Annotated in this window: 23 protein-coding genes; 8 read left to right on the top strand and 15 right to left on the bottom strand. The window is 59.0% G+C overall.

What is annotated here, in order from left to right:
• Window positions 1–42 precede the first annotated feature (42 nt).
• A complete protein-coding gene (locus ACR0CR_RS18685; protein WP_480602083.1) occupies window positions 43–396 on the bottom strand; it encodes a hypothetical protein in 354 nt (117 codons plus the stop codon).
• A gap of 209 nt (window positions 397–605) precedes the next feature.
• On the opposite strand from ACR0CR_RS18685, the gene ACR0CR_RS18680 reads away from it, so the two are divergent.
• Window positions 606–1,595 (top strand): glutathione S-transferase family protein, encoded by a 990-nt coding sequence (locus ACR0CR_RS18680; protein WP_480602081.1) that lies wholly within the window; start codon window positions 606–608, stop codon window positions 1,593–1,595.
• Here ACR0CR_RS18680 and ACR0CR_RS18675 read toward each other — a convergent pair.
• Entirely contained in the window at window positions 1,577–1,939 is a 363-nt protein-coding gene (locus tag ACR0CR_RS18675; RefSeq protein ID WP_480602078.1) for a response regulator transcription factor, read from the bottom strand. The genes ACR0CR_RS18680 and ACR0CR_RS18675 overlap by 19 nt on opposite strands.
• A gap of 182 nt (window positions 1,940–2,121) precedes the next feature.
• Between ACR0CR_RS18675 and cobD the strand changes: the two genes are divergently transcribed.
• The 4 genes from cobD to ACR0CR_RS18655 all read left to right on the top strand — a co-directional run bounded on the left by cobD (window position 2,122) and on the right by ACR0CR_RS18655 (window position 5,960).
• A complete protein-coding gene (gene cobD, locus ACR0CR_RS18670) occupies window positions 2,122–3,087 on the top strand; it encodes a threonine-phosphate decarboxylase CobD (RefSeq protein ID WP_480602199.1) in 966 nt (321 codons plus the stop codon).
• Window positions 3,084–4,004: an adenosylcobinamide-phosphate synthase CbiB gene (gene cbiB / locus ACR0CR_RS18665; protein ID WP_480602076.1), complete on the top strand. Its 921-nt coding sequence runs from the start codon at window positions 3,084–3,086 to the stop codon at window positions 4,002–4,004. The genes cobD and cbiB overlap by 4 nt, the downstream gene beginning before the upstream one ends.
• 12 nt (window positions 4,005–4,016) lie before the next feature.
• Window positions 4,017–5,180, top strand: coding sequence for a lytic murein transglycosylase (locus ACR0CR_RS18660; RefSeq protein ID WP_480602073.1), 1,164 nt, complete (start codon window positions 4,017–4,019; stop codon window positions 5,178–5,180).
• Between the two features lie 312 nt (window positions 5,181–5,492).
• Window positions 5,493–5,960, top strand: a complete 468-nt coding sequence (locus ACR0CR_RS18655; protein ID WP_480602070.1) for an N-acetyltransferase family protein — start codon at window positions 5,493–5,495, stop codon at window positions 5,958–5,960.
• Between the two features lie 105 nt (window positions 5,961–6,065).
• Here ACR0CR_RS18655 and ACR0CR_RS18650 read toward each other — a convergent pair whose 3' ends face one another.
• The 4 genes from ACR0CR_RS18650 to ACR0CR_RS18635 form a co-directional block, all read right to left on the bottom strand.
• Window positions 6,066–6,416 carry a hypothetical protein gene (locus tag ACR0CR_RS18650; RefSeq protein ID WP_480602067.1) on the bottom strand — a complete coding sequence of 117 codons (351 nt, stop codon included), beginning with the start codon at window positions 6,414–6,416 and terminating at the stop codon, window positions 6,066–6,068.
• 54 nt (window positions 6,417–6,470) lie between these two features.
• On the bottom strand, window positions 6,471–9,926 hold the full coding sequence (locus ACR0CR_RS18645; RefSeq protein WP_480602065.1) for a chromosome segregation SMC family protein: 3,456 nt from the start codon (window positions 9,924–9,926) through the stop codon (window positions 6,471–6,473).
• Window positions 9,927–10,063: 137 nt separating this feature from the next.
• Window positions 10,064–10,471, bottom strand: coding sequence for a hypothetical protein (locus ACR0CR_RS18640; protein WP_480602062.1), 408 nt, complete (start codon window positions 10,469–10,471; stop codon window positions 10,064–10,066).
• Between the two features lie 46 nt (window positions 10,472–10,517).
• Window positions 10,518–11,711 (bottom strand): aminotransferase-like domain-containing protein, encoded by a 1,194-nt coding sequence (locus tag ACR0CR_RS18635; protein WP_480602060.1) that lies wholly within the window; start codon window positions 11,709–11,711, stop codon window positions 10,518–10,520.
• Between the two features lie 150 nt (window positions 11,712–11,861).
• Between ACR0CR_RS18635 and ACR0CR_RS18630 the strand changes: the two genes are divergently transcribed.
• Window positions 11,862–12,632, top strand: coding sequence for a FadR/GntR family transcriptional regulator (locus ACR0CR_RS18630; protein WP_480602058.1), 771 nt, complete (start codon window positions 11,862–11,864; stop codon window positions 12,630–12,632).
• Window positions 12,632–13,108: a metal-dependent hydrolase gene (locus ACR0CR_RS18625; protein ID WP_480602056.1), complete on the top strand. Its 477-nt coding sequence runs from the start codon at window positions 12,632–12,634 to the stop codon at window positions 13,106–13,108. Before ACR0CR_RS18630 ends, ACR0CR_RS18625 begins: the two co-directional genes overlap by 1 nt.
• A 61-nt stretch (window positions 13,109–13,169) precedes the next feature.
• On the opposite strand, the gene ACR0CR_RS18620 is transcribed toward ACR0CR_RS18625, so the two are convergent.
• The 5 genes from ACR0CR_RS18620 to ACR0CR_RS18600 all read right to left on the bottom strand — a co-directional run bounded on the left by ACR0CR_RS18620 (window position 13,170) and on the right by ACR0CR_RS18600 (window position 15,740).
• A complete protein-coding gene (locus tag ACR0CR_RS18620) occupies window positions 13,170–13,730 on the bottom strand; it encodes a F0F1 ATP synthase subunit B (RefSeq protein ID WP_480602054.1) in 561 nt (186 codons plus the stop codon).
• A 5-nt stretch (window positions 13,731–13,735) separates the two neighbouring features.
• Window positions 13,736–14,287 carry a F0F1 ATP synthase subunit B' gene (locus ACR0CR_RS18615; RefSeq protein WP_480518492.1) on the bottom strand — a complete coding sequence of 184 codons (552 nt, stop codon included), beginning with the start codon at window positions 14,285–14,287 and terminating at the stop codon, window positions 13,736–13,738.
• Window positions 14,288–14,373: 86 nt separating this feature from the next.
• Window positions 14,374–14,598, bottom strand: coding sequence for a F0F1 ATP synthase subunit C (locus ACR0CR_RS18610; RefSeq protein WP_005981269.1), 225 nt, complete (start codon window positions 14,596–14,598; stop codon window positions 14,374–14,376).
• Between the two features lie 48 nt (window positions 14,599–14,646).
• Window positions 14,647–15,405 (bottom strand): F0F1 ATP synthase subunit A, encoded by a 759-nt coding sequence (locus ACR0CR_RS18605; protein WP_170587982.1) that lies wholly within the window; start codon window positions 15,403–15,405, stop codon window positions 14,647–14,649.
• A 2-nt stretch (window positions 15,406–15,407) separates the two neighbouring features.
• Complete coding sequence (locus ACR0CR_RS18600) at window positions 15,408–15,740, bottom strand: AtpZ/AtpI family protein (RefSeq protein ID WP_480602051.1); 333 nt, start codon at window positions 15,738–15,740, stop codon at window positions 15,408–15,410.
• Window positions 15,741–15,971: 231 nt separating this feature from the next.
• On the opposite strand from ACR0CR_RS18600, the gene ACR0CR_RS18595 reads away from it, so the two are divergent.
• Complete coding sequence (locus ACR0CR_RS18595) at window positions 15,972–16,304, top strand: ArsR/SmtB family transcription factor (protein ID WP_480602049.1); 333 nt, start codon at window positions 15,972–15,974, stop codon at window positions 16,302–16,304.
• A gap of 3 nt (window positions 16,305–16,307) precedes the next feature.
• Here ACR0CR_RS18595 and ACR0CR_RS18590 read toward each other — a convergent pair whose 3' ends face one another.
• From ACR0CR_RS18590 to ACR0CR_RS18575, 4 genes are all read right to left on the bottom strand, one after another.
• Window positions 16,308–16,721 (bottom strand): universal stress protein, encoded by a 414-nt coding sequence (locus ACR0CR_RS18590; RefSeq protein ID WP_480602046.1) that lies wholly within the window; start codon window positions 16,719–16,721, stop codon window positions 16,308–16,310.
• A 92-nt stretch (window positions 16,722–16,813) separates the two neighbouring features.
• Window positions 16,814–17,086 carry a hypothetical protein gene (locus tag ACR0CR_RS18585; protein ID WP_480602044.1) on the bottom strand — a complete coding sequence of 91 codons (273 nt, stop codon included), beginning with the start codon at window positions 17,084–17,086 and terminating at the stop codon, window positions 16,814–16,816.
• A gap of 63 nt (window positions 17,087–17,149) precedes the next feature.
• On the bottom strand, window positions 17,150–18,064 hold the full coding sequence (locus tag ACR0CR_RS18580) for a DMT family transporter (RefSeq protein ID WP_480602042.1): 915 nt from the start codon (window positions 18,062–18,064) through the stop codon (window positions 17,150–17,152).
• Window positions 18,061–18,939 (bottom strand): LysR family transcriptional regulator, encoded by an 879-nt coding sequence (locus ACR0CR_RS18575; RefSeq protein ID WP_480602040.1) that lies wholly within the window; start codon window positions 18,937–18,939, stop codon window positions 18,061–18,063. The genes ACR0CR_RS18580 and ACR0CR_RS18575 overlap by 4 nt, the downstream gene beginning before the upstream one ends.
• Window positions 18,940–18,980 lie beyond the last annotated feature (41 nt).

Genomic DNA, 18,980 nt, shown 5'->3' with positions numbered 1-18,980 from the left:
AAATCGCAATAAGCAGCATTGCCAATTGAACGGTCTCGGCCCCTAGTCCTGATGTCCCAGCAGCGCAATCGGGGCGTCGGGATCACGGTAGAAATCCAGCGGCGCTTTGTCCGCCGCTGCGGTGCTGCGTTTGAATTCGTACCGCATTTCCCCTGCCTCATCCTCATCCGCGATGATCAGGCACTGGTACAGATGGTTTACGCCGTCATAGATATCGACCAATCCCCGCAATTGCGGCGTGGTCGCGGCCTCAACGGTAAAACCGTCTTTCCACAGTCTTAAAATTTTGAATGCATTGTCGCCGAACCCAACACGAAGACGGCTTGCCTTCTTCAGCGCGGCGATTCGGGCCGCATCCAATTCGGCGCGAATTTCCTTAGAAACATAGGTACTCATCAAACACTTCCCCCGCTAACGCATACTATTTTGAACTTCCTTTTGTGAAAATCCAGTGAACTGTGTCACCTAAACCGAATTCGATTTGACTTGTTGCACCGAATTCGCGGCCGGTGTGCATGCATGCAGAGGGTTTGCGCGTGTGGTGAAATAGGAAACGAGCCATACAGGCACTATTCTTTCTCCAAACGCATTTCGGAGGACGCAAGATGGGCCTGCTGGTCGACGGAACCTGGCACGACACCTGGTATGACACCAAATCAACAGGCGGGGCCTTCAAACGCTCGGCCGCGCAGTTTCGCAACTGGATCACCCCGGATGGTGCGCCCGGCCCATCTGGAAAAGGCGGGTTCGTGGCCGAAAGCGGTCGCTATCACCTCTATGTCAGCCATGCCTGCCCTTGGGCCCATCGCACGCTGATCTTTCGTGAGTTGAAGGGCCTGAGCGATCACATCTCGGTCTCAGTCGTCCATCCCGACATGCTGGACAAGGGCTGGACGTTTGAGACGGATGCACATGGCGCAACCGGGGATAATCTGTTCGGCCACGACTTTGCCCATCAGATCTACACCCGCGCCGATCCCAACTATTCGGGTCGCGTGACCGTGCCAATCCTGTGGGACAAACAACAGGGCACCATCGTGTCCAACGAAAGCTCGGAAATCATCCGCATGTTCAACTCGGCCTTTGACGGGATCACCGGCAATAACGACGACTACTGGCCCCAGGCGATGCGGGACGAGATCGAAGAGGTCAACGCGCGCATCTATTCAGACGTCAACAACGGTGTCTACAAATCCGGTTTCGCCACCAGTCAGGAAGCCTATGACGCGGCCGTCGGCCCTCTGTTTGATACGCTGGACTGGCTCGAAGAGCGCCTCGCCTCAAACCGCTATCTGATGGGCGACCGCGTGACCGAGGCAGATTGGCGTTTGTTCACAACCTTGATCCGTTTTGACCCGGTTTATCACCTGCATTTCAAATGCAACCGGCGGCGCCTGATCGACTATCCGAACCTTTGGGCCTATACGCGCGAGTTGTATCAATGGTCGAGCGTCGCCGGGACGGTCAACATGAACCACATTGTACGCCACTATCACTACAGTCACGAAAGCATCAACCCACACCGGATCATCCCGACCAACCCGGTGCTGGACTATGACGCGCCGCATGGGCGCGGTCAGCGACCCGCTGCGTAGTGTTCCACCATAGCCGCCAGATCCTCTGGCGGCGTTCCGCTTTGCACATACGCACAGGCGTTCGAACTGTGGGCAAAAATCGACCCGTCCGAAAAGAACGTGGTGTTGGTGACAAAGATCACCCGCGTCTCGGGTCGGCGATAGCTGGCGAAATCGGCCACAGCCAGCGCGCTGCCGGATTCCAGCACAAGATCCAACACGATGATATCGAAGGCCGTGCCATAGAGCGCCAGAATCGCGGCCTCCTGCGTTTCGACCAGTGTGACCTCGGCCCCCTGCCTTTGCAGATGCCGCTGCCAGACCCGACCTAGATCGGGGTTACTCTCAACAATCAGTACATTCATTTGCAACAACCTCGGCACGTGATAGGGTGAGTGGTGCCGACCCCTAAGGTCCGTGATCACGCGATTTCCTTAACAAAGTGTTAACGATGATTGTCAGGCCGCCCGCTCACGCGGATTTGCTTGTCAAAACGGCGAAAATCCGCTTGAAGCGGGCCGAAACAGGTAATTTCGACGGAATCCCGATGGAAACGCAAGCGACAGATCTGAACCCACGCGCCGTGCGGGACCATGGCGGGGGGCTGGATGACGCCATCCAGCGGTTCGGCGGCAACCGGGAGGACTGGATCGACCTGTCCACGGGTATCAACCCGGTGCCGTATCCATTGATGGGTTTTCATGCGACCGATTGGACGGCCCTTCCAGACCACGGCGCGTTCGAACATCTGACAAAGGCGGCGCGCCAGTTCTGGAACGCGCCCACCGGCGCAGCAATCCTGCCCGCGCCAGGAGCTTCAGCTCTGATCGCGCGCATTCCGACCCTCGCCCAGAAAGGCCATGTTCAGATCACAACACCCACGTACAATGAACACGCCGCTGCGTTTTCCGCACAGGGCTGGACCATTCAGGATACCGGCCCAGCAGATGCGCGCGTCATCGTGCATCCAAACAATCCCGACGGACGATTGTGGTCTGCCGCGGATGTCTCGGCCCCTCTGACCGTCATCGATGAAAGCTTTTGCGACGTGACGCCCAACCGCTCTTTGGTCCATTTGGCCGACAAACCGGGCGTGGTTGTTTTGAAAAGCTTCGGCAAGTTCTGGGGGCTCGCGGGTCTGAGACTTGGTTTTGCGATCGGACATCCCGAACTGATCGCGCGTCTGAACGATTTGACCGGCCCATGGGCAGTATCCGGACCTGCGCTGCGGGTTGGAGCGCAGGCGCTGCGCGATGATCAATGGGCAACGGAAACGCGCGCCAGATTGACCGAAGACGCCACGCGCTTGGATAGTCTTCTTACTAGACGTGGCGCGCGACTTGTGGGGGGAACGACACTTTTCCGTTTGTACGACGTCGACAGCGCCGACAACTGGCAAACTCGCTTGGCGCAATCGCACATCTTGAGCCGCATATTTCCCTATTCGTCTTCCTATCTGCGCCTCGGCCTACCAGCACCTAAGGACTGGGACAGGCTGGAGGCGGCCCTGTGAGTACCCCTTTCCTGCTGGTTTGCGCCATGTGTCTGGATGCAGCTTTGGGAGAGCCAAATTGGTTATGGTCCCGCATCCGCCACCCTGCGGTGATAATTGGCAGCGCAATCGGCTGGCTGGACAAGCGCCTGAACCACGGCGATTGGCGTCAGCTAAAGGGCTTTTTTGTCGTATTAGTGTTGGTTTGTGGTGCGCTGGTTTTGGGCCGCGTGCTGTCCCTATTGGGTCCGGTCGCGGAACTCATACTCTGCGCTATCCTGCTGGCGCAGAAATCATTGGTGACACATGTGCGGGACGTTGGCATTGGATTGCGAACTTCGTCGGAGGAAGGCCGCGCCAAGGTCGCGATGATCGTGTCACGCGATACACGCGACATGACCGAAGCACAGGTGGCCCGGTCGGCAATCGAAAGCGCGGCGGAAAACCTGAGCGATGGCGTCATCGCGCCCGCTTTCTGGTTTCTGGTCGGTGGCTTGCCCGGCCTGCTGGTCTACAAGGCGATCAACACCGCCGATAGCATGATCGGCTACCGCACCGAGCAATACCGATCCTTTGGGTGGGCGTCGGCCCGACTGGACGACCTGCTGAACCTGATCCCCGCCCGGCTGACCTGCGTGATGATCGTTGCCCTGTCCGGGCAGTGGGCGCGTTGGTCAGACATCGTGACCGACGCACGTCGCCATATCTCACCCAACGCAGGCTGGCCCGAGGCCGCCATGTCCCGCGCCCTGAACGTCGCGCTGGCCGGGCCGCGCAGCTATGACGGGCAGTTGCGCGATCTGGCCTGGGTCAACGGCGAGGCCCCGCGCGAGATTGGTACGCAAGAGATTTTCCGCGCATGCGACATGCTTTGGCGGGTTTGGGGGCTTGCGCTTGGCCTCGTGTCAGTGTGGGTTGGGGTCAGATTCATTCTCTGACGGACCTGTTCCATGCGACTTCTCTTTGGCCTTATGGCCACCGCCCTGCTGACCTCGCCCGCCTTTGCCCAATGCGGCGGGGGCTTCAACTCTTTCGTCAAAGACCTGAAGGCCGAGGCCGTGCAACAAGGGTTCGACACGTCCACCGTAAACGGCTTTTTCAACGGCTTGCAGCAGGACAACGCGGTGCTGAAAGCCGACCGCGCGCAGGGCGTCTTTCAAAAACCGTTCATCGATTTTTCCCGCCGCTTGATCTCGCAGAACCGGATCGACCGTGGACAGGCCATGTCGCGCAAATACGATGCTGTGTTTGATCGGATCGAACAGGAATACGGCATCTCGCGGGGTGTCCTGTTAGCCTTCTGGGCCTTTGAGACCGACTATGGCGCGTTTCAAGGGGATTTCAACACCCGCAACGCGCTGGTGACGCTGTCCCATGATTGCCGACGGCCCGAACTGTTCCGACCCCAGATATTTGCGGCCATCGAATTGTACGAGCAGGGCAATTTTGACCCTGCCCGCACCACGGGTGCCTGGGCGGGCGAGATCGGCATGGTGCAGATGCTGCCGCGCGACATCCTGGAAAATGGTGTTGACGGAGATGGGGACGGGCAAGTCTCGCTCAAAACCTCAGCGCCCGATGCCTTGATGTCCGGAGCAAAAATGCTGTCCGGTTTGGGCTGGCAAGCGGGCCAGCCGTGGCTGCAAGAGGTGACGGTGCCCGCGCAAATGGACTGGTCCCTGTCCGGCCCCGGTAAACCGCGGCCTGTGTCCGAGTGGCAGGCAATGGGCGTTCAGCCGCGCAGCGGTTCGCTGGCCAACCTGCCCGCTTCGTTGATCTTGCCACAGGGTCACAACGGGCCCGCATTTCTCGCCTACCCAAATTTCGGCGTCTATTTCGAATGGAACCAGAGCTTTGTCTACGTCCTGACCGCCGCCTATTTCGGCACCCGGCTTGAGGGTGGCCAAATTTATGATGCGGGCAACCCTGCGCCGGGCCTGTCGGGCGCGCAGATGAAGCAATTGCAAAGCAAACTGCAGGCGCGCGGGTATGACGTCGGCAAGATCGACGGCATTCTGGGCGCTGGAACGCGGGCCGCCGTTCAGGCCGAGCAGCAACGGTTGGGCCTACCGGCGGATGCGTGGCCGACGGCAGATTTGTTGGGACGCTTGTAAAGCCGCGTATTCAGTTACCCCACACCGAACAAGCCTTGTCGGAAAACGCTGAACTTGGTAAGTCCTGCCCACGCTTTGCAAACACGCCAAGCGGCGGAGATTTTATGTTCACGATTGCGGGAAACCGCTAAGTCCTGAAACGCAGGACGACCGAAGCCGAACAAAGCCTGCACGTTTCGTGTCAGGGTAATGAACGCGCGGCTCGTGAATACTCAAAACCACACGACAAGTTCCAAGACCGATCCACGAGTTTTGCGCGCATCACGTCAAGCTATGTGCTTGAGTGACGACATGTAGAAAGAAAAACGAACAATGATAATACGACCAACACAGCGCAGCGATATCGCTGCCTTGCAGGATGTGCTCAACGGCACAGGACTGTTCCCAAGCGAAATGCTGCCTGACATGGCCAGTGGCTTTCTGTCCGACACAGACAGTGCTGATATCTGGCTGACATGCGAAGTCGACGGCAAGGCGGTGGGTTTCTGCTACGCCGTACCCGAGGACCTGACAGATGGTGCATGGAACATGCTTGCAATCGCTGTCCTGCCATCCGAGCAGGGAAGCGGTTGCGGCGGTGCCCTGACCAGGCACCTTGAGACAGAGCTAAAGCGTCGCGAGCAACGCATCCTGATTGCAGACACGTCGGGAACGGACGAATTTGCACTGACACGCGCGTTTTATCGCAAGAACGGCTACGCCGAAGAAGCACGTATCAGGGATTTCTGGGGGGACGGAGATGACAAGATCGTCTTCTGGAAGTCTTTAACCTCATCTTAAACAAGTGATGCTGGCCTGTCTTTGGGCAGGCCAGTTTTTCATCGACCCAACTCGGCACCTACAGCTTTCGTCAGCGTGATGACCAAAGCTGGGCGAGAATTCACCTCACTCCGGTCGTACCGGATACCGGTCACCCTTTTCGTCGATCAGGACCAACCTCTCGCCGCTCCGGACATACAGGTCACAGCGTCTAAACCCATTGCGATAGTCGATACAGACACTGCCGTCTTCGGCGATGGAATACGTGCCAAAGGCGGCGTCTCCGCTTGCGTAGGTGTAGGAATAGGCCCCTCCGGCCGAGAATTTGGCCTGACCATCATCGTAAAAAGTCAGCGTCTGGCCAGCAAGCGCGCTCAGTTCCTCGGGGCTGAGGGGCGTGTCTCCGGGTTTAGTGGGCCATTCGGCGGCGAAGGCCGGGCCAGCGGCCAGCAGCGCGAGGATCAGAAAACGGGTCATGCCGCCACCCTACCCTGAGAGGCCGTGAAACAGGCATAACGTTGCAGTGATAGGTCAGGCGACCATCTGCTCGGCCTTCTTGAGGTCAACCGAGACAAGCTGGCTGACGCCCTGTTCCTGCATGGTCACGCCAAACAGCCTGTCCATCCGCGCCATGGTCACCGCGTGGTGGGTGATGATGAGGAACCGCGTATCGGTCTGGCGGCACATCTCGTCCAGCAGGTCGCAGAACCGAGTGACGTTGGCGTCATCCAGAGGTGCATCGACCTCGTCCAGCACACAGATCGGGGCCGGGTTTGCAAGGAAGACACCAAAGATCAGCGCCGTCGCAGTCAGGGTCTGTTCGCCGCCCGACAGCAGGCTGAGCGTCGAGAGTTTCTTGCCCGGCGGCTGGCACATGATCTCAAGGCCGGCATCCAGCGGATCGTCGCTTTCGACCATGACCAGATTGGCCTCGCCCCCGCCAAAGAGATGCTTGAACAGCATGGCAAAGTTCGAGTTCACCTGTTCAAACGCGGTCAACAAACGCTCACGCCCTTCGCGGTTCAGACTGGCAATGCCGCTGCGCAGGGCTTTGATGGCCTCTTCCAGATCGGCCTTTTCGCTGTTCAGCGTGTCGAATTCTTCCTGAACTTCCTTGCTATCTTCTTCGGCGCGCAAGTTCACCGCGCCCATGGCATCGCGCTGTCGCTTGTGGCGATTTACTTCCGCTTCCAGCGCATCTGCGGCGGGCATCTGATCGGGGTTTACGTCCAACTGGTTCAGCAATTGGTTCGGCGTCAATTGCTGATCCTCAGCTATCCGCTCTGCCGCCGCAACCACGCTTTCCTTGGCCGCATCGCACCGCGCCTCAGCCGCAGCACGGGTTTCGCGCGCTTCCGAGGCCAGACGTTCCGCATCGCGCTCGGCCAACACAAGATTACGCTGCTGAGTCTCGGCCACTGAAAGCTGGTCTGCTGCCTCGGCCCGGCGCGCTTCGGCGGTTTCGATCAGTTCGTTCAACTCCTCGCGCGCTTCAGCGATTTCGCCGGGCGCAGCCATTGCATCGGACAATTCCTCTTCGGAACTGTCCTTGCGTTCAGCCAGTTCCGAGATCCGCTTTTCCGCCGTCTCCAACCGGTGCTTCCAACCGCTCAGATCCTTAGTCACCTCTTGCGTGCGGCGCGTTCGGGCCTCGCCCTCGCGGCGCAGCTCGTCATGGGTCGAGCGGTGGGTGAGCATGGTGATCCGCGCCGCCTCAACCGTTTGCTTGATGTCCTCGACCTGCGCGCGGGCGCTGTCCAGATCACCCAGCCCGGTCAACGCACCCTCGGCCTCACGCAGTTGCGCGCGGGCGGCCATGGCGTCTTCCTTGTGGCGATCCACAGCGAGGGCCAGCGTTTCAAGCTTGCCCTGCGCCAGATTGCGGTCCGCTTCGGCCCGGCTGAGCTGGCGCGCGGTTTCTGCCATACGCTGATCAGCGGTGCGGCGGGCTTCACGCGCGCGGCGGTCCGCTTCGGTCACATCGGCCAATTGCTGCGACAGAGCCTCATGCGCGGCGCGGGCTCCTTCGGCCTGCGCTTCGGTGCGCGCAAGCTCCTGCTTCAAAGCCTCCAGCTTGTTCAGCTGCTCCAACCGCAGGGCCGCCGCGCTTGGTGCATCCTCGGCCCAGGCGCGAAATCCGTCCCAGCGCCACAGGTCGCCACTGCGCGATACCAGCCGTTGACCGGGTTTCAAGGCGGCCTGCAAACGCCCGCCCTGTTCCGAATCAACCAATCCAATTTGCGCAATCCGGCGGCTCAGGCGATCCGGCCCCGAAACATGCAGTGCCAATGGCTCTGCCCCGTCCGGCAAGGGTTGATCCGCGTCATAGCCTGCAACCTGAACCCAGCCCGAAGGGCCATCGCCTTCGACCAGCGGCGCGCGCAGATCATCCGCCAGCGCGGCGCCCAAAGCCTTTTCAAAGCCTGGGTCAACGCGAAGCAGGTCCAACACCTGACCACCCTCGGCCGTGTCTCGTTCGACCAGCTTGGCCAATGCCGTCGTTTCAGCCCGGATCGCACCCAACTCGCCCTCGGCCTCAGAGCGTTGGGCGCGGGCTTCGGCCTCACGCGCCTGTGTTTCATTGCGCAACTCATCCGCGGCGGCCAACGCTTCTTCTGCGGCCTCTGCTGCCTCGCGGGCTTCTTCCTCGCCCTCCTGCGCGGCTTCAAACGCCTCGGACGCACGCGTCAACGCGCCGCGCGCATCGTCCACGGCGACGCGGGCTTTTTCTTCTTCGCCTTCGGATCGGGCCAGAGTTTTTCGGCTGTCCTCGACCAGACGTTGCGCCGATTGGTGACGGGCGACCAAACGCGCCATATCCTCGGTCTGTTGTGAAAGGTGATCCTCACGGTCCTGCAGCACCGAAGCCGCCTCGCGCGCGACCTCAGCCGCTTCGGAAACTTTTTCGTCATGCCCTTCGGCGGCTTTGGCCAACTCGCGGGCTTCCCATTCCAGACGTTCGATCATCTGGCCCGCGTCGCGGTTCAGGCCCGTTTCCCGCTCAATATCATTGGCAAGCTGTTGGATACGGTTGGTCAGCGTTTCGATGGTCTGACGGGCCCGCGTTTCCTGATCCGCCAATTGATCGCGCTGCACCTGCTGGCGCTGCAGAACGGCTGCGGCGATGGCCTCTTCTTCGCGCAATGGCGGCAGAGTCTCTTCGATTTCCGCGCGCTTGGCAGCGGCAGCGCGCGCTTCGGCCTCGGCGCGCGAGGCTTCGGTGATCCGTTCGCGCAGCTTTTCTTCGGCCTGCTGCCGGGCCATGTCGGCCTCTTTCCAGCGACGATAGAGCAGCATCCCTTCGGCCTGCCGCAGCTGTTCGCCGATCTCGCGATAGCGCGCCGCCTGACGCGCCTGACGGGCAAGCTGCCCCAATTGCCCGCCCAATTGTTCCAATACGTCATCGACGCGTGTCAGGTTGGATTCGGTGCCTTTCAGCTTCAGCTCAGCCTCGTGCCGACGTTGGTAAAGACCCGAGATACCGGCTGCCTCTTCCAAAATGCGCCGACGGGCACGAGGCTTGGCGTTGATCAACTCGGCGATGCGGTTCTGACCCACCAACGCTGGCGAATGCGCACCTGTCGAGGCATCAGCGAACAGCATCTGCACGTCGCGAGCGCGGACATCCTTGCCGTTGGTCTTATACGCGCTGCCCACATCGCGGGTTATGCGGCGGACGATTTCAAGCTGATCGTTGTCGTTGAAACCCGAAGGTGCCAAACGTTCCGAGTTGTCCATGGTCAGGACCACTTCGGCAAAATTGCGAGCCGAGCGTGTGGCGGCTCCGGCGAAAATCACGTCCTCCATCGCGCCGCCGCGCATGGATTTGGGGCGGTTTTCCCCCATCACCCAGCGCAGGGCTTCCAGAAGATTGGACTTGCCGCAGCCATTGGGACCCACCACTCCGGTCAGCCCGTCCGCGATGATCAGATCGGTCGGGTCAACAAAGCTTTTGAAGCCGGTCAGTTTGAGTTTGCTGAATCGCAAAGGCTGCTCGTCCCATGATTCCTGTGCGATCAAGTCTGCGCAACCTATTGGGGCGAAGTCAACGCGAATGCGCAGGATATGGGTTTTCACCCATACTTATCCACAACATCTTGCAAGGTTTCCGCGAAACGGCATGTTCAATACGGCGTGCATTCGAAGACCTGATAGCCGTAATCGTTGCCGATTCCCTCATAGAGTCCGAAATCGATGCATTCGTAATTCGGCGTCGAAATCGAGGTCAACAAGAGGCGCTCGCCCGCCTCGCGATCACAACCCAACACACCAACGGTTACCGCAGCGTCGCCCAGAACATCCATGATCGGGCAGCCGGATACCTGCGCCATCGCCAGCGCGGCCCTGTCCCGCACGGGTCCCAGTCGGGGCGCATATTGACTATTGATCCGAACAGCCTCGGCCAATTCCCCGCGCACACGCACGTCAAAGACGCTGCCATTCACTGCCACCCGCGTTGCAGGCACATCCCTGAAATGAGGTGTGCCGGCCGAACAAGCGGCCAGCACTAGGAGAGAGAGATACCGGATCATGCCCGCAGCATTGCATCGAATTGGTTAACAGAAGCTTGCCAAAGTCTTAGTCTCGCAAAACTTCCCCAAGACGTTGGACACCTTCGCGGATCGTCGCTTCATTCGAATTGGAGAAACTCAACCGGATTGTATTTTCACCACTTCCGTCCGGGTAAAACGCCTGGCCGGGAACAAAGGCCACTTTCACTGTATCCAAGGCGCGCGCCAACAGGTCAGCTCTACTTATCCCCTCTGGCAAAGTCACCCAGACAAACATGCCTCCCTCGGGCCGGGTCCAATCCACGCCCATTGGCATATGTTTGTCTAATGCGCTCAGCATCGCGTCGCGCCTTGCTGCATAAACGCGCCTCAGCATCGGGATGTGCCTGTCGAAACAGCTGCGTGCGACATGATCAATCGCTATCTGATTGATCGTTGCCGAATGCAGATCCGCCGCTTGTTTCAACAGCACCATCTGCGCGATCACAGGCTTCGCCGCGACGACCCAACCGACCCTCAGGCCCGGTGACAGGGTCTTCGAAAAACTGCCGCAATAGATCGTGCGGCAGTCCTCGATCGACCCCTTGCACGCGATTTCAAGCGCCAAAACCGGAGGGATCGCGACCCCGTCATACCGCAGCGCCTGATAAGCCCCATCCTCGATCACGGCACACCCCAACGCATCTGCAAGATCAAGCAGCGCCTCTCGCCCCGTCTGGTCCACCGTTTCCCCAGTCGGATTGGCAAAGTCGGGTGACAGATAAGCGAATTTCACCGCACCGCCCCCTGCCTCAGCAGCATATTCGGCGGCTCCTCGATTTCCTGTAAGGTTCAACCTGTCAAAGCGCGGTTCATAGGCGTTGAACGCTGCCAATGCGCCTAAGTACGTCGGCCACCCCACCAGTGCGGTGTCCCCCGGCGACAGAAAGAGCTTTCCCAGGTAATCCAACGCCTGTTGCGAGCCAGAGGTGATCAGAACATTTTCGATACCGCAGTCGATACCGATCTGCTTCATGTGATTGACGATCCATTCACGCAGCGGCGGGTGGCCTTCGCTGACGGAATATTGCAGCGCCGTCGCCTTGTTTTGCTCGCTCAAGGCCGTCTGGAACGCGTGGGCGAAACCCTCGGCAGGGAATAGGTTTGGGTCCGGGATGCCTCCGGCGAAGGAGATAATTCCGGGCTGATCCAGCAGCTTTAGCAGCTCGCGAATTTCCGACGCTTTCATCCGCGATATCCGCGTTGCGAAACTGATATCCATGGGCGTGATCCTCCTCCACACGTCGGACGCTATCGGAAGAGAGATTAAAGTCAATAAAGCTGACCTATTATTTCAGCGAACGTGACCGCTGTTCTTGAACACGGTTGGTTTACGTGGTCATATGATTTGACCAATTTCCATCGAGCCCGCATGCCCTTTCAAAAAATCCAATCCGAAAAGCTGTCACTGGCCGTCATGCGCCAGATCGAACTGCTGATCCTGCGCGGCATACTGCGCCCTGGCGAACGCCTGCCACCCGAACGCGAACTGGCTGAACGCATGGGGGTTTCGCGCCCCTCTTTGCGGGACGCGATCTCACAGCTTCAGAACAGCGGATTGCTGACGGCCAAGGCAGGGTCCGGCATTTATGTGGCCGAGGTTTTAGGTTCTGCCTTCTCCCCCGCGCTGATCCAATTGTTCGGCAGCCATGACGAGGCGGTCTTCGACTACCTCTCCTTCCGGCGCGACATGGAGGGGCTGGCGGCCGAACGCGCGGCGCGGTTGGGTTCGGACAGTGATCTGAAAGTTGTTCAAACCATATTCGACAAGATGGAGGCGGCGCATTCCAGCAGTGCAGCCGAAGAAGAGGCCATTCTGGACGCCCAGTTCCACATGGCCATTATCGAAGCCAGTCACAACGTGGTCATGCTGCACATGATGCGGTCAATGTTCGACCTGCTGCGACAGGGCGTGTTCTATAACAGACAGATGATGTTTCAGCAGCGCACGACGCGCGACGCCATTCTGGACCAGCACAGGGCCATCAATACCGCCTTGCAAGCCCGAGACCCGCAGGCCGCGCGACAGGCCGTTCAGGACCACCTGTCCTTCGTTGAGAAATGTATGCAGGATCACCAAAAGGCGATCCGGAACGAAGCGATTGCCCAACAGCGCTTGCAGCACGAAACCGGGAACACCTGATGTTCATCGGACATCTGCCCGGAGCTTATCTGATCTTTCGAACTGTAACGCCTCGTCTGGACAAGCTGGCCTTTTCTGCAGCAATGCTGGGTGCGGTTGCGCCTGATCTGGACATGTTGTGGTTTTACTTGATTGATGACCGAGGGCACCACCATCACTCATACCTGACCCACCGCCCGATCATCTGGGCGGGGGTTCTGCTTGCCGGAATGTTGATACGTGTTTGGGCCTTAAGAACCGGGACGTTTCTGACCTTCCTTGGCGCGGGCGGGCTGGTTCATATGGTGCTGGATTCGATCACCGGAGAGGTTGCGTGGCTCTGGCCTTTCTCGGACGCAACGCACCCGCTGGTCGTGGTGCAGGCCACCCATTCTCATTGGATATTGTCCTTTCTCAACCATTGGACGTTCAAGGTTGAGATCGTGATTACCGTGATTGCGGTGCTTGTCTGGTTTCTCAGTTGGCGCAGGGCCTGAGCGCACGAAAAAACCCGAGTGCCAGAGGCCCTCGGGTTCATCCAAATCATCTATCGACAGATCAGTGCAGCTTTTCACCAACGTCAGCAATCGAGTCGTCGATCAGCTTGTTCGCCTGAGTGGCGGTCATCTGCTTGGCCAGTACCGCGTTCGCTGCCGAAACAGCGACGGTGATGGCCTGATCACGCACCTCTTTAACAGCCGAAGCCTCCGCCGATGCGATCTGATCCTGCGCGGCCGCCAGACGGCGTGCGATGGATTTCTCCAGATCGACCTTGGCTTGTTCCGCTGCGAGAGCTGCGTCGTCCTTAGCCGCTGCAACAATGGCATCTGCCTGCGTCTGCACTTCGCGCTGCTTGCGCTCGTACGAGGCCAACAGGCTGCGCGCTTCTTCATGCAGGGCACGGGCTTCGTCCAATTCAGACTTGATACCCTCGGCACGGTTGTCCAGAGCGCCGCCGATCATGCCGGGGACCTTGAAGTAGAACAGGACCGCGATGAAGACGATGAAGCCCAGCAGGACCACAAAGTCGGTGTTGCCAAGCGAGAAGAAAGGGCCGCTTGCGGCCAGCGCGGGGCTGGCAGCGCCAACGGTCAGGATAAGGGCAAGAGTGTTCCGCATGTCACTTATCCTTTCGTCTGCGCGTCTACAGCGCTGTTGATGGCTTTGGCATCCGCCTCACCGCCCAGAGCTGTGACCAGTTCAGCCGCCGTATCCTTGGCAACCACTTGAATGCTTTCCAGCGCACCGGCACGGATGTCAGCAATTGCCTTTTCCGATTCAGCCGCTTTTGCAGCGATTTCCGCATCCGCCTTGGCAATCGCGTCATCCAGACCAGACTGGATTTCAGCGCGCGCCTCAGCAGCGATACGCTGCGCTTCGGCACGGGCATCGGCCAGCGCCTTGTTATAGGCCTCTTCGGCCTCGACCGCCTTGGCCTTCAGATCTTCGGCCGCAGCCAGGTCATTTGTAATGGTCCCCTGACGTTCAGCCAGGATTGCCGCGATGCGGGGCAGAGCCACGCGAGACAGGACCAGAAAGATGACGACCAGCGTGATGACCAGCCAGAAAATCTGGTTGGGGAACCAATCGAAGCAGAGCTGCGGCATACCGATCGCCGACCCATGAGAGTCAACGCAGGTGCCAGCTACTTCTTTGGCAAGGGGTTCAGTCGCCATGATGTCCTCCGTCGGAACGTTGTCTTTACAACAGGTGGGCCGCTATGGCTTGGGCCCACCTGCGCGTAAGGATCAGGTTCCGCAGATTAGACGGCGAACATCAGCAGCAGCGAGACCAGGAATGCGAAGATCCCCAGGGCTTCTGCGAATGCGATACCGATGAACAGGGTTGCGGTCTGCGAAGCAGCCGCCGAAGGGTTGCGCAGGGCGCCGGCCAGGAAGTTGCCTGCAACGTTGCCCACCCCGATTGCGGCTGCGCCGGAACCGATTGCTGCCAGGCCTGCGCCGATGTGTGCGAGATCGCCTTCCATGATGTGTCTCCTTACGAATTGGAAGTTTCGATGTTGGGTGTTCAGACCTTAGTGCGACGGATGCAGCGCATCCTTCAGGTAAACACAGGTCAGAATGGTGAATACGTAGGCCTGGATGAAGGACACGAGGACCTCGAGGCCGTACATAGCGGTGATCGCCAAAACCGACACGGGCGAGATCACGGCAATCGCGGCAAAGCCTGCGAACACCTTGATCACCGCGTGGCCTGCCATGACGTTACCGGCAAGACGAATGGAGTGGCTGACGGGACGCACGAAGTACGAAATCAGCTCGATAATCGCCAGAACCGGGCGCAGGGCCAGCGGTGCGCTGGAGACCCAGAACAGGCCCAGGAATGCGGCACCGTTCTTGACGAAACCCAGAACGGTCACGGTCAGGAACACGGCCAGCGCCAGCGGGATGGTCACGGCGAAATGCGATGTGGTGGTGAAGGATGTCGGGATCATCCCAAGGAAGTTCGCGCAGACGATGAACATGAACAGGGTCATGACATAGGGGAAGTACTTGACGCCTTCCTTGCCGCAGATGTCTTCCAGCATCTTGTAAATGAAGCCATAGGCGAGTTCGGCCACCGACTGCATACGGGTCGGAACAATCGCGCGTTTTGAGGTGCTGAGCACCAGCAGGCCAAAGATTGCGGCAATCGCCAGGAACATCCACAGGGTCACGTTGGTGGGCGTGTACCATGCAATCGCGCCGTCGCCGAACAACGGCTTGACGATGAACTGGTCCATCGGGTGGAAAACCAGGCTGCTGCCTTCTGCTGCGGTGGTCTCGGTCGCCACGTTCAGTCCCTCTCGTCCTTCTCGGCCGCGCTTGCGGCCGCTTGTTTCTCCTGAACCTCTTTCGCGCTGCGGAGCATAACCTTCACGCCCGCGACAAGGCCCAGCAATGTGAACAGCACCAGAAAAATCGGGATCGTCCCGAGCAGGCTGTCCAGCCCGTATCCGATGCCAAATCCGATCCCCAGACCGGATACCATTTCGATGACCATCCTCCAGGCAAGCTCGCCCCCGGATACGTCAGCATCTGCACGGGGTTTGGGCGCCTTGGCCTTTTTCGCCGCCGTGATCTTGGCCTCAAGCTGCGCCATACGCTGCTTTTGGTCATCATCGGTCACGGGCGTTTCCCTCGCACAGTCTTGGGTAGGGTGCTAAGCGGCGATGGGCGCAGAGTCAACGCTGTTATGGTCGCGGCGCGATGGCCGCTAAGCCTAAGATTTTTATGATAAAAATCTTCCTATTGGAAACCATCGGAACGCCATATCACATTGTCTCATGGTGGATACGCTTGAATCCGCATATTCAACCAAATGGTTGACCAATACCGGAGGCTGTGGTTCAGCGGTGGCATGTCCAACGACCTCGACACCGTATTCGCTGCCCTCGCAGACCCGACCCGCCGCACCATCCTTGCGATGCTGTTGGAGGATGACATGGCCGTGACTGACGTCGCCGACCCGTTCGAGATGTCGCTGGCTGCGATCTCGAAACATCTGGTCATCCTGACGAAGGCCGGGCTGATCTCTCAGGAAAAGCGCGGACGGGTGAAATGGTGCAAGCTAGAGCCCGACGCCCTGCGCGCGGCCTCGGTCTGGATGCAAGGGTTCGGACAATTCGAACCCGTCAATCTGGATGCGTTCGAGCGGTTTCTTGAGGTCGAACTGCCCTCGGATGAGGCCTAACGGTCAGCGCACCACAAAAACCGAAACGCTGGCGTGTTTCGCAAGATGCCCCGCGTGGCTGGAGAACACATAATCCGTGATCCGTGGCGCATGCGTGCCAACCACAATCAGGTCGGCCCCAATCTCTTCGGCGGTGCGGGTCAGGTCGCCATCCACCTCAGGGGCGATATCGGTCGAATGAATATTGCGCGTCGCCACATCAGCACCGCTCTCCGCAGCCATCTGACCTGCCAAATCGGCGAGTTTTTCCTTGATTGACGCATCTGTTTGGGTCGGATCGCCAGGCTGCGTTCCGGTGACGCTGACAATCGTCACTTTTGCCTTTTGCCATCGCGCCAATTCGGTTGCGACCTCAAACGCCCGTTTCACCTCGGGAGGCAAATGCAGATCAACGGGGATCATGATGTGCTTGAACATATGTCTCTTCCTCGTCGTTGATTGCCATCAGTATCGACAAACACAAGCTACATTGCTTTGACCTGCCTCAACATTTGGGTATCGCCAGGCGGCTATCCTTCTTGACTGTATTCAACCGAGGTCACGACCCCGCCCGCATCCGCGCGACACAACCAGGGTGCGGCGGCACCTTCAACGGAAACCGTTGTGATCGAACCCGTGGGCACGGTCTGGGTCGAAATCGCGTTCACGCCATCAGCCCGCACACCGGTGTCAGCGGAGACCAAAGCCTCACAACTGGCCTCAAGGTCGGTGCCCGCTGTCGACCCATTATGGGTACATGCCGCCAAAATCAGCAGACAGCCAGTAAGTCCGGGGTTTTTCATTTGTCCAAACGTCCTTTGTTGCAAGTTCTCTCAGGCTTACAGGTTCGAAAATAAATGCAAGGTTCATCCTGCAGGGCGTATCTTGGCCTCGTCATTGGCGTCCTCGCCCTTCAGCAACAGCACCAATGCAAAAATGGTCAGCCCGGCCCCCACAAAAACAAGTAATGCAGGCGCTGGCCGGCCCAGGGCAACCTCCCACAGGATGACCCAGCTTGGTACAAGATAAGTGTAGGCCATGACCTTGGCCGAGGGCAGGCGCAAGGCAGCGAATTGGACCAGAACGAAGCTGGCCGCTGTTGCAAAAATTGCGACGTAGATGAGGCCCAACCAAACGAGTGCGGGTAAATTCAGCCAATCCGTTGCACGAATTTCGCCCCAGCCATAAACCATAAGAATAAGACAGCCAGCGACCAGCGTGCCAAAGGTGAACACAACCGCCGGTTCGCCCCTGTTCAGCTTTCGGACCATGGGGGTATAGACTGCATGTGCGACGCACCCCACAAAATAGATGACCTCACCCATGCCGATTTCAAACGCTGCAAATGCTTGCCAGTCGGCCCGGAAAATGACCCATAGTGCACCAACCGCGCCGATGCTTAGCGCAAGCGCCATTCGGGGTGTCGTTATCTGCCGCAGCAATATCCAACCGGCAATGGCGGACATCACGGGGGTCAAAGTGAACACGGCCGCCGCGCTGACGGGCGGTGCGGTCTTCAAGCCGTGAAACATCAGGACGAAATACGCACCGAACAAGCCTCCTAGAACAAGGTACCGCCATGGCGCCTGTGCAGCACTTTTCGACAACCCCGTGGTCAATAGCGCTGCAACCCCGATCACAACGGCAGCGATGGCGAAGCGTGCGGCCGTGAGCGCTTCGGGCGCGATCTGATTTGCGATCAATGAACCGAGGGAAAAGCTGCCTGCGACCAGCGCCGAAAATGCAAGCATAGCCAGGTGGCCACGCGCCTGTTGGCTCATGGCAGCCAGCTTTTTGATTGCTCTTTCAAAAAGCTTAAAAAGGCCTGAACTTTGGTGGTACGATGCAGGTCAACATGGGTCACAAGCCACAGGTTCCCTGACCATTCCGGCATCGATGGGATCACTTCGACCAAATGCGGATCGCGGGCCGCTTCCCACCTCGCCATGAACCCGATACCTGCACCCGCCAAAACGGCCTCGCGAATGCAGAAGTTGTTGGTGCAGCGAAAAGTGATCTGTTCCGGCGGCACAGTCTCGCGCAGCCAGCGGGAAAACGGCGCGCGGCTGTTTTCGTCATCTGTGCTGACGAAGAAATGTTTGGGAAAGTCCTCAACCCCCGAGGGTTTACCATGGCGATTGATATACGAGGTGCTGGCATACAGACCGACTTCCTGTTTGATAAACGGTTGCACCACGTTGTCTGGCTGATCAGGGGCCGAGCCTGCACGGATGGCCACATGCGCCTCGCCATATTCCAACCGAAACAGCCGGTCGCCCGTTAAGTACCGTACGATGAGTTCCGGGTGCAGACGTTGAAACTCGCTCAGGACGGGTACAACCATCGGGGCCAGAGACGACAGGGACGTGACCACCAACTCGCCAGAAACGTCATCTCCGCGACCCTTCATCCGTCCGACTAGCTGATTGAACTGATCCTCGGTCGCCTGCGCCACGCGCAAAAGATCTTCTCCGGCTTCAGTCGGGGTATATCCGCGTGCATGGCGTTGAAACAGCTTAATAGCCAAACGGGCCTCGATCGCGTCTATGTGGCGGATGACGGTGGCGTGGTGTACGCCCAGAACCTCTGCCGCCCCGCTGACCGTGCCCATCCGTGCCACCTGATAGGCGGTTCTTACTTCGTCCCAGTTGTCCATTGCATCCGTTCCAATGTGCAAATTCTAACAATACCTGTTGG

This window comes from Ruegeria sp. AM2 (assembly GCF_056540685.1).
This window is presented reverse-complemented; position numbering and strand designations above follow the sequence as displayed.

Bases quoted from the DNA above. Each gene is read 5' to 3' on its own strand.
- ACR0CR_RS18675 (WP_480602078.1), bottom strand. From the start codon at position 1,939: ATGAATGTACTGATTGTTGAGAGTAACCCCGATCTAGGTCGGGTCTGG.
- cobD (WP_480602199.1), top strand. From the start codon at position 2,122: ATGGAAACGCAAGCGACAGATCTGAACCCACGCGCCGTGCGGGACCAT.
- ACR0CR_RS18625 (WP_480602056.1), top strand. From the start codon at position 12,632: ATGTTCATCGGACATCTGCCCGGAGCTTATCTGATCTTTCGAACTGTA.
- ACR0CR_RS18640 (WP_480602062.1), bottom strand. From the start codon at position 10,471: ATGATCCGGTATCTCTCTCTCCTAGTGCTGGCCGCTTGTTCGGCCGGC.
- ACR0CR_RS18630 (WP_480602058.1), top strand. From the start codon at position 11,862: ATGCCCTTTCAAAAAATCCAATCCGAAAAGCTGTCACTGGCCGTCATG.
- ACR0CR_RS18660 (WP_480602073.1), top strand. From the start codon at position 4,017: ATGCGACTTCTCTTTGGCCTTATGGCCACCGCCCTGCTGACCTCGCCC.
- ACR0CR_RS18585 (WP_480602044.1), bottom strand. From the start codon at position 17,086: ATGAAAAACCCCGGACTTACTGGCTGTCTGCTGATTTTGGCGGCATGT.
- ACR0CR_RS18685 (WP_480602083.1), bottom strand. From the start codon at position 396: ATGAGTACCTATGTTTCTAAGGAAATTCGCGCCGAATTGGATGCGGCC.
- ACR0CR_RS18655 (WP_480602070.1), top strand. From the start codon at position 5,493: ATGATAATACGACCAACACAGCGCAGCGATATCGCTGCCTTGCAGGAT.
- ACR0CR_RS18575 (WP_480602040.1), bottom strand. From the start codon at position 18,939: ATGGACAACTGGGACGAAGTAAGAACCGCCTATCAGGTGGCACGGATG.
- ACR0CR_RS18595 (WP_480602049.1), top strand. From the start codon at position 15,972: ATGTCCAACGACCTCGACACCGTATTCGCTGCCCTCGCAGACCCGACC.
- ACR0CR_RS18615 (WP_480518492.1), bottom strand. From the start codon at position 14,287: ATGGCGACTGAACCCCTTGCCAAAGAAGTAGCTGGCACCTGCGTTGAC.
- ACR0CR_RS18620 (WP_480602054.1), bottom strand. From the start codon at position 13,730: ATGCGGAACACTCTTGCCCTTATCCTGACCGTTGGCGCTGCCAGCCCC.
- ACR0CR_RS18680 (WP_480602081.1), top strand. From the start codon at position 606: ATGGGCCTGCTGGTCGACGGAACCTGGCACGACACCTGGTATGACACC.
- ACR0CR_RS18610 (WP_005981269.1), bottom strand. From the start codon at position 14,598: ATGGAAGGCGATCTCGCACACATCGGCGCAGGCCTGGCAGCAATCGGT.
- ACR0CR_RS18590 (WP_480602046.1), bottom strand. From the start codon at position 16,721: ATGTTCAAGCACATCATGATCCCCGTTGATCTGCATTTGCCTCCCGAG.
- ACR0CR_RS18580 (WP_480602042.1), bottom strand. From the start codon at position 18,064: ATGAGCCAACAGGCGCGTGGCCACCTGGCTATGCTTGCATTTTCGGCG.
- ACR0CR_RS18635 (WP_480602060.1), bottom strand. From the start codon at position 11,711: ATGGATATCAGTTTCGCAACGCGGATATCGCGGATGAAAGCGTCGGAA.
- ACR0CR_RS18650 (WP_480602067.1), bottom strand. From the start codon at position 6,416: ATGACCCGTTTTCTGATCCTCGCGCTGCTGGCCGCTGGCCCGGCCTTC.